The sequence below is a fragment of the Vibrio sp. 1580 genome, assembly GCF_033340055.1.
The window spans coordinates 1-579 of the sequence record NZ_JAWOVT010000506.1; the positions used below are offsets into that span (position 1 = coordinate 1).

The 579-nt window shown below is 48.5% G+C and carries 1 pseudogene; it reads right to left on the reverse strand.

The window, feature by feature from the left end:
• Nucleotides 1–132: 132 nt before the first annotated feature.
• Nucleotides 133–579, reverse strand: a pseudogene (locus R7093_RS26840) (tryptophan synthase subunit beta); the annotation flags it as partial.

The window sequence follows — 579 nt, forward strand, 5'->3', positions numbered from 1 at the left end:
GGCCTAGGCAGCGTAGTTAAACCACTAAAGCAAAGGTAAATTGAGAGAAAACTACAAAGCCACCTTGTTTTAGGTGGCGTTGCTTTTGTCTGCGCGTTGCGATTAAACGTAACTCAGCTCAGTGGCTGCCAGTTAGATAAGCGACTCAATGCCGTATTTTGCTCCGTAGTTTTCAACCACAAAATCGATGTCTTTGTCGCCTCGACCTGAAAGGTTGACAAGAATCGAACCTGTTTCACCTTGTTGTGCCAGTTTGATTGCGTATGCGACTGCGTGGGAAGACTCGATAGCAGGAATAATCCCTTCTTCACGAGACAACTCAAAGAAGGCGTCTATCGCTTCGTCATCGTTGATTGAACCATAGTTCACGCGTCCTATGTCTTTTAAATAACTGTGCTGTGGGCCTACCGATGGGTAATCCAATCCACTGGCGACGGAGTGTACCTCTTGTGGTTCGCCTTGCTCATCTTTAAGCATGTAAGACTTAAACCCGTGCATGATGCCTGGCTCGCCAAGCGTTAGGGTGGCTGCGTGTTCACCCACTTTGTCCAAAGATCGTCCAGCAGGCTCGACGCCGTG